This window comes from Anaerobutyricum hallii DSM 3353, assembly GCF_000173975.1.
GTDB lineage: Bacteria > Bacillota > Clostridia > Lachnospirales > Lachnospiraceae > Anaerobutyricum > Anaerobutyricum hallii.
Genome location: NZ_ACEP01000147.1, coordinates 1 through 10,035 on the forward strand (window position 1 = coordinate 1; position 10,035 = coordinate 10,035).

The 10,035-nt window shown below is 37.8% G+C and carries 9 protein-coding genes and 3 pseudogenes; 3 read left to right on the forward strand and 9 right to left on the reverse strand.

Features of this window, described 5'->3' with window-relative positions; translation table 11 throughout:
• The first annotated feature begins 434 nt into the window (after positions 1-434).
• Positions 435-824 (forward strand): hypothetical protein, encoded by a 390-nt coding sequence (locus tag EUBHAL_RS13230; protein WP_049940663.1) that lies wholly within the window; start codon positions 435-437, stop codon positions 822-824.
• A 725-nt stretch (positions 825-1,549) separates the two neighbouring features.
• Here EUBHAL_RS13230 and galE (EUBHAL_RS13235) read toward each other — a convergent pair.
• From galE (EUBHAL_RS13235) to nhaC, 3 genes are all read right to left on the reverse strand, one after another.
• Complete coding sequence (gene galE, locus EUBHAL_RS13235; RefSeq protein WP_005350988.1) at positions 1,550-2,566, reverse strand: UDP-glucose 4-epimerase GalE; 1,017 nt, start codon at positions 2,564-2,566, stop codon at positions 1,550-1,552.
• Between the two features lie 633 nt (positions 2,567-3,199).
• Positions 3,200-4,075 (reverse strand): MBL fold metallo-hydrolase, encoded by an 876-nt coding sequence (locus EUBHAL_RS13240; RefSeq protein ID WP_005350991.1) that lies wholly within the window; start codon positions 4,073-4,075, stop codon positions 3,200-3,202.
• Between the two features lie 323 nt (positions 4,076-4,398).
• Positions 4,399-5,793 (reverse strand): Na+/H+ antiporter NhaC, encoded by a 1,395-nt coding sequence (gene nhaC / locus EUBHAL_RS13245; RefSeq protein WP_005350992.1) that lies wholly within the window; start codon positions 5,791-5,793, stop codon positions 4,399-4,401.
• A 237-nt stretch (positions 5,794-6,030) separates the two neighbouring features.
• Between nhaC and EUBHAL_RS15975 the strand changes: the two genes are divergently transcribed.
• Both EUBHAL_RS15975 and EUBHAL_RS13250 read left to right on the forward strand, forming a co-directional pair.
• Positions 6,031-6,171, forward strand: coding sequence for a hypothetical protein (locus EUBHAL_RS15975; protein ID WP_005350995.1), 141 nt, complete (start codon positions 6,031-6,033; stop codon positions 6,169-6,171).
• Positions 6,172-6,235: 64 nt separating this feature from the next.
• A complete protein-coding gene (locus EUBHAL_RS13250) occupies positions 6,236-6,481 on the forward strand; it encodes a DUF6219 family protein (RefSeq protein WP_005350998.1) in 246 nt (81 codons plus the stop codon).
• A 426-nt stretch (positions 6,482-6,907) separates the two neighbouring features.
• Here the strand turns inward: EUBHAL_RS13250 and gloA2 are convergent, their stop codons facing one another.
• From gloA2 to EUBHAL_RS13280, 6 genes and pseudogenes are all read right to left on the reverse strand, one after another.
• A complete protein-coding gene (gene gloA2, locus EUBHAL_RS13255) occupies positions 6,908-7,285 on the reverse strand; it encodes an SMU1112c/YaeR family gloxylase I-like metalloprotein (RefSeq protein ID WP_005351001.1) in 378 nt (125 codons plus the stop codon).
• Between the two features lie 48 nt (positions 7,286-7,333).
• Positions 7,334-7,774, reverse strand: a complete 441-nt coding sequence (locus EUBHAL_RS16280) for a hypothetical protein (RefSeq protein ID WP_005351004.1) — start codon at positions 7,772-7,774, stop codon at positions 7,334-7,336.
• Between the two features lie 19 nt (positions 7,775-7,793).
• Positions 7,794-8,057 (reverse strand): annotated as a pseudogene (locus tag EUBHAL_RS13265) (sugar transferase); the annotation flags it as partial.
• Between the two features lie 194 nt (positions 8,058-8,251).
• A pseudogene (locus EUBHAL_RS17030) lies at positions 8,252-8,359 on the reverse strand (nucleotidyltransferase); the annotation flags it as partial.
• 170 nt (positions 8,360-8,529) lie between these two features.
• A complete protein-coding gene (gene galE, locus EUBHAL_RS13275) occupies positions 8,530-9,546 on the reverse strand; it encodes a UDP-glucose 4-epimerase GalE (protein ID WP_005351025.1) in 1,017 nt (338 codons plus the stop codon).
• Between the two features lie 89 nt (positions 9,547-9,635).
• Positions 9,636-10,035: pseudogene (locus EUBHAL_RS13280) on the reverse strand (phosphoglucosamine mutase); the annotation flags it as partial.

Genomic DNA, 10,035 nt, shown 5'->3' on the forward strand with positions numbered 1-10,035 from the left:
TTGATACTTGAATACAAGCGCAAGATGATAGTATAGTAAGAATACTAAATGTGCGTTATTATCTCAATTTTTTATTATCCGACTAAAGATACTATACTATAATTAGGATGCTCTATCAAGCAGGTAGCAGACGCAATTCATCTCCCACCTTAGAGGTCGGAGTCTTCTTGCTGTAAGAGGATAAAATTTACATTCCAATATACTTTATATGCCAAATATCCCATGCAGTCAAGTATGTGCAGATTTTTGTACAAACAGAAACTCCCAAGCATATTAAAAAATGCATTCTATAAAATGAATTTATTTTCTTTTTCATTTTAAGATGACCGGCAGGCAAACTTATGTTATTATAGTTTTTGGGATTATTACTTTTAATTATTTTATCGTTATTTATGGAGGGTATTTTTTTGAGTAATGTACATTGGAGGAACATTATGACAGAAAAACTGGAAAAACTAAAACAAGGCTATGCGAACTTAAGCGAATGGTTAGAACATATCATGGCCGCCATCGTTCTCATCGCCATTGTCATTGCTATCTGCTCTTTATGGGCACCATTTAAGGAATTCCTGCAGACTCGCTCTGAATCAGGGGCCTTTCTTAAATATATGGCAAGCGTATTTGATATCGTTATCGGTATTGAGTTTTTCAAACTCTTATGCAAACCCCGGAAGGATACGATGCTCGAAGTTCTCATGTTCGTAATCGCACGACATATGATTATTGAACATACAACGGCATTTGAGAATCTGCTTTCTATTGTTGCTATTTCCATTCTGATTATCGTTGACCGATATTTCCTAAAGTCAAAAACGTTGAATTAAATAGGAATTTGCCGGGGTGGGTAAACAGACGAACCCCCAGAGAGAATATACCCTATATCTGTGTCTTTAGTCGCGGCGGTTTGAATTCTCGCTTATGCGTTCGTATCCAAACCTTGCTCCGAGGCCACAGATATAGGGTATATTCTCTCTGGGGGTTCTGGTTGTTTCAATTCAGCAAATTTGTTGAAAAATTTGTGGAAGAAGACAGGAGAGATAGAAATAATCCGGGAAATTAAATCTCTCAGGATTGACATACTATTAATTAATAAGAAAAAAGAGTATATTATCGGTGTACTATTACCAATAATCCATTCTCAGCAAAAATATCATATATTCATCTGTTTTGATGTGTTTTCAGCATACTACAACACAATAATCTGTGTATCCGTCCTTTAGAAATTAAATTTTACAGGATTGATACAAAACCTAATAAAAAAATCAAATTTTCAGCGTACTACAACAATAATTCGGGTCAATCTTTCAAAAAAACTCCACAGGAAGCCAAAACCTTCTGGCGATTCCCCAAATCACTCCAACAATAAATAGCAATTTTCCTTCCACAGCCAAAGCACAGCCCCCGAAGAGAGTCTAACCCCTATATTTGTGGCCTCGGAGCAAGGTTTGGATGCGAGTACTTAAAGCGAGCATTCAAACCGCAGCGACTAAAGTCACAAATATAGGGGTTAGACTCTCTTCGGAGGCGTCTCTTTGCCTGCGGCAAATTCCTATTTATTATATCCCTGAGGATTATTCTTCTGCCAATTCCATGTATCCCGGCACATATCCTCTAATGTTCTCTGAGTCTTCCATCCAAGAATCTTCTCTGCCTTTTCTGCATTTGCCCAGAATTCTGGAAGATCACCAGCTCTTCTGTCACCAATCTCATACTTAATCTTAATGTCATTTGCAGATTCAAATGCATGGATGATCTCTAATACACTGTAAGGTGTACCTGTTCCTAAGTTAAATACTTCCACACCTTTATGCTGTGCAGCGTATTCTACTGCCTTTAAATGACCATTTGCCAGATCCATTACATGGATATAATCACGACGGCATGTTCCATCCTTTGTAGGATAATCTCCGCCATAAACAGTCAGATGATCTCTTCTTCCTACTGCTACCTGTGCGATATATGGCATCAGGTTGTTAGGAATACCCTGTGGATCTTCACCCATTCTTCCAGATTCATGTGCTCCGATTGGGTTAAAGTAACGAAGAAGAACTACTGTAAGTTCCTCGTCAGCTTTCGCTGCATCTTCAAGAATCTCCTCCATCATAACCTTTGTCCATCCATAAGGGTTAGAACAGCTACCTCTCTTCATTGTCTCGATGTAAGGAATATCATTCTCCTCACCATAAACTGTTGCGGAAGATGAGAATACGAACTTCTTTACTCCTGCTTCTTTCATACACTCTAATAAAGTAAGGGTTGTATCAATATTATTTCTGTAATATTCGATTGGTTTCTGAACAGACTCACCAACTGCTTTAAGACCTGCGAAATGAATAACACAGTCAATCTTATTCTCTGCAAAAATCTTTGCCATAGCTACTTTATCTTTTACATCTGCCTCATAAGAAACAACTTTCTTACCAGAAACTTCTTCAACACGATTCACTGCTTCTGCACAGCTATTACAGTAATTATCTACGATAACTACGTCATGTCCTGCTGTTAATAATTCCACTGCTGTATGAGAACCAATGTAGCCAGCTCCCCCTGCTAATAAAATATTCATCCCAAAAACTCCTCTTAAATACTTTATAAATTTAACAGTTTCTTTTCATCAGATGGCAACGATAATTGTCGTTTGCTCCATCTGGTAAAAGTTTACCGCAAAGTTTAGTAAAAATCAAGAGGAAGTAAGAGAATTTCTGATTTGTCAGGCTGCGGAGCAGACGAACTCCTGAAGCGAAATAAAGCATATTTGTGACTTTAGTCGCAGTGGTTTGAATGTTCGCTTACAGCGCTCACATCCAAACCTTGCTCCGAGGCCACAAATATGCTTTATTTCGCTTCAGGAGTTCTGTGCGCTGGCAGCTCAGAAAACCAGTCGGAGAGATTTGGGGAAGAGGACAGAATATGTAGAAGTTCCGGGAAATGAAATTCTATAGGATTGACACTTGAACCAGTGCCATAATCGTATAAAAATCACAACCTGTTGAAGTCTCCCTCAAATCTTTCTCAAAATAAATTCTGAGTTTGAATAGGTAGCCAAAGACAGCTCTCAGTAAATAAAATAACCTATATTTGTGGCCTCGGAGCAAGGGTTGGATACGAGCGTGTGTAAGCGAGTATTCAAACCGCCGCGACTAAAGTCACAAATATAGGTTATTTTATTTACTGAGAGCGTCTCCTTTGCCTGCGCAAATCAGAATACATCCAAATCTTTGCCATTAACCACATAACCTTCATAGCCAGCCTCTCGTATCTCGTCAAGAATAGCTTCATCCCTCCATGCCATTTCCGCTGCAAGATTCTTACGATTATCCTGAATATTCATATGATAAATACGGTGGTAGGTTACGAGAAGCTTTGGATTGGCTTTTTTTGCAACCTGGGCGAGGTCTGTGCTTAATGTATGCACCTCGCGGTGATATTTCCGCCATTTTGGTTCACGGCAGGATATTCCGGCGGCATATTCTACTTCGTGAAGAAGAATGTCGCAGTCTTTGGCTTTTTCTGCCACGATATCAAGTGGGGCTGTATCGCCTGTAATCACAATAGTTTTATCTGGTGTTATAAACTTGTATCCATAACATTCTAAAGTTCCGTGACTTACAGGAAATGCCTCTACTGTTACACGGTCATCTTTATAAATAATTCCAGACTCGATTTCTGTGACTTCCACTCGGTATCCCGATTCATTTGCCTTTTCAAATCCGTTAATTCGGAAATCAATATCAGTCTCATAGGCTTTTAAGATATGATCTGTCATATGCTGCATTCCCTTAGGGCCAAATACTTTGAGTGGAACCGGACGCTCTAATACCCACGGGGTAAAAATGAGGTCTGGATATCCGGCAGTGTGGTCTGTATGCAGATGTGTACAGAATGCCACTGTTAAAAGATCTGGTCTTAACGCATCAATTCCATTAAAGTAAGCTGCGGAAGCCTGTCTGACTACTCCCGGCCCAAAGTCTACAATATATGCCCTGTCTCCTACAACTACTGCGGAAGACGGACCATTTGCATTCGGGCAGGCATTAGGTGTGCCTGTACCTAAAAGAACAAGTTTTGTTTTCATTTTATTGTATCCTTCTCTATTTTGTATTTTATATCTTTTATCTTAATTTATATTATGCTTTCCCTACATTTTCAATTGCTAACTATATAGCAAATTGGTATGCGATAACATTTACTATCACTTCTTTACTTTCTGTATCTAGATTCCATTATGTCTCCATTTTAATGACAAATACCAGCTGGCTGAAGTTGCAACAGCTGAATTTACATTCCCATATGTTTCGACTTTAATCTAACCAGAAATCCATACTGACTTTCTTCTGATATTCATTTAGATTCCAACATATTTCTGTACATTTTCTCATGCTTAAAATTATCAGAATACTACTCCGCTACTTCTTCCCCAGAAACATGCTTAATAGATATTCCAGTAAATCCATAAATAATACTGAAAATTGGTGTTAAATACAGCAAGAACAAATATGGGAAGAATGCAGCCCAGGCTACACCAAGTGTTCCTGCCATATATACGCCATAGCCATGCCATGGAATCATTGGGCCTGCCATTGTTCCTGAATCTTCAAGACAGCGGGAAAGGATTTCCGGTGCCACTTTTCTTTCTTTAAATACTGGTGCCATTAAGCGGCCTGTCAGTACATGAGACATTGGCTGGGAGCAGCTGATCAAACTTGTGATATAGCCAACAATTAAAGTAACTAAAATCATAGAACCATCACTGTTAATACGCTTTACAACCGCATTTAAAATGTGCTCTAATACGCCGAGTTTTTCAAGCATACCTCCCATACCAACAGCAAAACTGATGATGGCAACGTACTGTAACATACTTCCCATACCACCACGATTTAAGATGGACTGAAGTACCCCTTCCTCAATTGTAGTTGTATATCCACTATATGCAGTCTGAATAATACTCTGTAATGTCGCATGCTGTACAAAAAATGAAACTGCTCCTGCTGCAAAACTTGAAATTCCAAGTGCAGAGATTGCATTTACCTTACAAAGTAAAAGCACGATAATTAAGATTGCAGGAATTAATGTTACCGCTCCAAGATGGAATTCTCCATTTAATTCTGTAATATAGTTTGAAATATCTCCTGCTGTATAACCACCGCTTGTCTGCTGGATTCCTAAAACAGTAAAGATAATTAATGTAATGATATATGTAGGAATCGTTGTCCAAAACATGGCACGGATATGATCACCTAACTTTGCACCTGCAACAGCTGGAGCTAAGTTTGTTGTATCAGAAAGCGGGCTTAACTTATCACCAAACATTGCACCACAGATAACTGCTCCGGCAACCATACCAGAATTAATTCCCATCGCATTGCCGATTGCCATCATTGCAACACCAGCACTTCCAACAGAACCATAAGAAGTTCCTGTTACAACACTAAGTACAGAACAGAATAATAATGTAAGCGGCAGTAACCATGCCGGGTTAATCATCTTAAGCCCCCAGGCAATAATTATCGCGATCGTACCGCTCTGTAACCAGGTACCAATCATAACACCAATCGCCATAAGCAGACAAAGTGTTGGAACGACCATACGAATCGCATCATATGCGCCCGCAACAACATTATCATATGGAATACGAACAATCTTGCAAACAAGATAAATAAAAATCCAGCTTGCAAATAAGCCGATCATCGGTCCGCCAGTCTTTAAACGAATACAAACTGCAACCGAAAAAATTATCAATACAAGCAGTAACAATGACTGCGGTAAATTCAGTTTCTTTTCTTCTTTCATCACTTTTCTCCCATTCTGTCAGATTCTCTACTGTCAACAAAACAATTACATTCTATACAAATCGTAACCTTTTCAGAAACAATACTTACTGTAAATCTATATGTAATTTTATCTTCCTGTCTGTATGAATCTTTATTTCGCCTCTTTAACCTATTACGATTTAATGTGTTAAATTGCAAAAGACGAACTATATTATAACCCATAATAAGCGAAAAAGCAATGTCCTATTAATGAATATTGCGAGATACACAACGGGAAGATTTTTCTAACCGCCGAGATTACGAACGGGAACTTCGTACCGTTTCTGCTAATATTGATATGATTCTTGGGAAGAATCACGAGCAGGAACAACAGATTGAGAAAGAGCAAAATTTATAAATTTCCTGTTTTCATACTTTCCAAAAAGAGGTATTATATAAAAAAATGCAGGAGGTATATTCAAATGAAAGCACATAAATATTGGTCACTTGGTGCATTGGCAGCCATGATTGGAACCTTTTATACCGGCTATAAAAACATGAAAACAGCTCACAAATATTTTGCTTGCAGCTCTCTTCTCTGTATGATTATGGCTATCTACTCTGGTCATAAAATGATTTCTGGTAAATCCAGAAAAAAGAAAGATCCTGTTTCTGAAGAAGCGCACACGATAAACCATGAGTACCATGACACAACCTCTCTCCTATGAGATAATAACCCCAGGAGGTTATGTTATGGATAAGATCACACACAAAATACGCTGTGAACAATGGACAGCTATCGTCAATGAATGTCTTGCAAAAGTGGGGTTTTGTCTACAGTCTGAGCAAGTCACTTATGACTTGCATTCTGCATATCCGCATTAGAAGGCATGAACGCCTGAAGTGGATCTAACACAAGAAGCTTTGCTTGAAAACTCCGAATCGTTTTTTCCATCTGGAATATACGGATACCATGCACTTACTTTCCTTAAAAACTGGATGAGAACAGCAAAAGAAAAATGATATAGAAAAAGCCCAGAGTTTAAATTCTCTGAGCTTTTCTCTTGTCTATAGAAGTTTCGTCCACAGATTTTCTTTTCTTATCTTCTATCTGGATATACCATAGTATTTCAAACAGCAATCATAATAGTTGATTATTCATGGATTTCTAATGGAAGATTATCTGGATCATGGAAAAATGTCATTTTCTTTCCGGTATAATCGTCTAAACGTACCGGCTCTGTTGCTATTCCTTTTGCATTAAGTTCTTTAACCGTATCATCAACGCTTTTTACCTTAAATGCCAGATGCCTCAAGCCAAGTGCTTCCGGATAATTTACACGGGCCGGAGCATCTTTTATAATAAATAGCTCAATCTCCTGCTCTCCACAAGCTAAATCTATTTTATAATCATCCCGTTCCTTTCGATAATTTTCCCGGATTATTTCAAACCCCAGTAAATCAACATAAAAATGTTTTGATTTCTCATAATCGCTTCCTATAATTGCAATATGATGAATTGTGTCAAACATTGATTTATCCTCCGTTGTTTTTCCTATAAGTTTATCACAGTAAGATTTCTATGAAAACACATTAATTTTACTATTTTCAAATGCCAGCACCACACTACTCCAGGCAAGGCTCTTACTTTTCTCTCTCCGATCTATCAGCAGCTCTCTGTTATACTCTCCATTTTTGCCAACCTTTAATTTATACCGAAACGGTAATCCTGTTGCCGTTTTAAATGGATACTCCTGAAATGCAATAACGGCCTTCCACAGATTTTCCTCTGATGGCATTTCCTGTAGAAACCGAACCTGCTCTTGTCGAATCTTATATTTACCCCTTATCATCGCATTCCAAATAAATTTTGTATTGGTATCGGAAAGATTTGCATCTAGATATTTTAATAACCAATTCATATTAATGGCTGCGATATTCACACCCATGATATTACAGGTTGGAATAAGAGATTTATCTACTTTTCGTTGATATTCACCCTTTATATTTTCTTCCTTCATTTACTGTCTCCTCTACTCCCTACATAGATCCTTCTTTTTTGAATACCACCTGTACCGTCTTAAACAGAATCCTTATATCAAGTCCCATTGTCCATTCGCTTATGCACTGTTTATCGAGTTTTACGACTTCTTCGAAGTCTGTGATGTTGCTTCGTCCGCTTATCTGCCACATTCCGGTAAGTCCCGGCTTGGTTGCGAGGCGGGCACGGTGATGAAGTTCGTATTTATCCCATTCGTCTACTGTTGGCGGGCGGGTTCCGACTAAGGACATATCGCCTGCTAATGTCAATATAGGAACAACTTTTTTCAAATTTAGTTCATAAAGAATCAGATTATTAAATCACCCTCAAAATAAGCAAAAAAAAGAACCTCCGATTTCTCAGAAGTTCTCGTCCAGTCCATAATTTATAATTTATTACTCTTCCACCATTTCATTGCCTTCTCTAACTCCTCAAATGGTTGAAGTTGTATATCGAAATAATCCATGATGATATGGTTAGAATCATCTACTGGTTCTAACTGTTTTATTCCTGTTCCAAATCGGCTGCCGATTCCGGCCGCCATGATAAGTAAGGTTGTTTTCACTTCTTTCCTCTTTTCGTTTGTAAGTAGGCTTACACTTTTTAATTGTGAATTTACACTTCAGGATATTTCTGGAAATGGCATCCCCGTAATATGCCCCTGGTACTTATGCTCTGACTGTTTATCTATTTGCTGTTATCTGATTGCTTCTTTCATTTAATCTTCTTCTATCTTTATCCTTCATACCCATTTGGATTCTTCTTCTGCCATCTCCAAGAATCTTCACACATTTCTTTTATACCGTTTTCTGCTTTCCAGTCTAATTCTTTTGCTGCCTTTCCTGGATCGCAGTAGCATGTAGCAATATCACCGGGACGGCGATCTTTTATAACATATGGAACTTTCATACCTGTAGCAGCTTCAAAATTCTTTACAATATCTAATACACTATATCCTTTTCCGGTTCCTAAGTTATATATTTTAAAACCACATTTTTCATCTATTTTCTGAAGGGCTTTCACATGACCTTTTGCGAGGTCAACTACATGAATATAGTCACGTACTCCTGTTCCATCTGGTGTATCATAGTCGTTTCCGAATACTCCCAATTCTTTTAACTTGCCTACTGCTACCTGTGTTACGTATGGCATTAAATTGTTAGGGATTCCATTTGGATTCTCTCCCATGAGACCGCTTTTATGGGCTCCAATTGGGTTAAAGTAACGAAGTAGAATTATATTCCAAGTTTCATCTGCCTTATATATATCCATAAGAATCTGCTCTAGCATTGATTTAGACCAGCCATAAGGATTTGTACATAGACCTTTTGGACATTCTTCTGTGATCGGTACAAATGCAGGATCACCATATACGGTTGCTGAAGATGAGAAAATAATATTTTTTACATTGTATTCTTTCAATTTCTGTAAAAGGATTAATGTTCCTGCAATATTGTTCTGGTAATACTCTAATGGTTTTGCGACAGATTCTCCTACGGACTTCAATCCTGCAAAATGAATACATGATTCAATATTTTCTTTTTTGAAAATGGTATCTAAAATAACTATATCTGAAATATCACCTTTATAAAACTTTACTTCTTTCCCTGTTATTCTTTTTACTCGATTTAATGCTTCTTCGCTGGAATTACTCAAATTATCAAGAACAACAACTTCCTTATTATTTTCTAATAACTCTACACAAGTATGACTTCCGATATATCCTGCTCCACCTGTTACTAATACTGCCATGATATTTTCCTCCGAATTATGTCACTATGTCTTTTTCGTGTTTTTATAATAATAAATGCTTTCTTCATCTTCTACAAAATGAAAAAATATTATCTAGTTGCCTCTTTTTTATTAATAATCGAAACCACTTCATCTACATATGTATGACAGATTTCTTTTGTTTCTGCCTCTACCATAACACGAATCAATGGTTCTGTTCCAGACTCCCGAACAAGAATTCTTCCGGTATCTCCTAATCTTTCTGCTACTTTTGATATCGCAGCCTGCACATCTGCATCTGCCTGCGCTACGGCTTTATCTTTTACCATTACATTCACAAGAACCTGTGGGTAAATATGTAAATCCTCTGTGAGCTGACTCAGCTTTTTCTTTTTAGCCATCATAACTTCCATCATCTTCAAGCTGGTAAGAATTCCATCCCCCGTTGATGCATACTTTGAAAATATGATATGACCGGACTGTTCTCCTCCGATACGGCATCCGTTCTTT

Bases quoted from the DNA above. Each gene is read 5' to 3' on its own strand.
- EUBHAL_RS13230 (WP_049940663.1), top strand. From the start codon at position 435: ATGACAGAAAAACTGGAAAAACTAAAACAAGGCTATGCGAACTTAAGC.
- galE (WP_005350988.1), bottom strand. From the start codon at position 2,566: ATGAATATTTTATTAGCAGGGGGAGCTGGCTACATTGGTTCTCATACA.
- EUBHAL_RS13240 (WP_005350991.1), bottom strand. From the start codon at position 4,075: ATGAAAACAAAACTTGTTCTTTTAGGTACAGGCACACCTAATGCCTGC.
- nhaC (WP_005350992.1), bottom strand. From the start codon at position 5,793: ATGAAAGAAGAAAAGAAACTGAATTTACCGCAGTCATTGTTACTGCTT.
- EUBHAL_RS13250 (WP_005350998.1), top strand. From the start codon at position 6,236: ATGAAAGCACATAAATATTGGTCACTTGGTGCATTGGCAGCCATGATT.
- gloA2 (WP_005351001.1), bottom strand. From the start codon at position 7,285: ATGTTTGACACAATTCATCATATTGCAATTATAGGAAGCGATTATGAG.
- EUBHAL_RS16280 (WP_005351004.1), bottom strand. From the start codon at position 7,774: ATGAAGGAAGAAAATATAAAGGGTGAATATCAACGAAAAGTAGATAAA.
- galE (WP_005351025.1), bottom strand. From the start codon at position 9,546: ATGGCAGTATTAGTAACAGGTGGAGCAGGATATATCGGAAGTCATACT.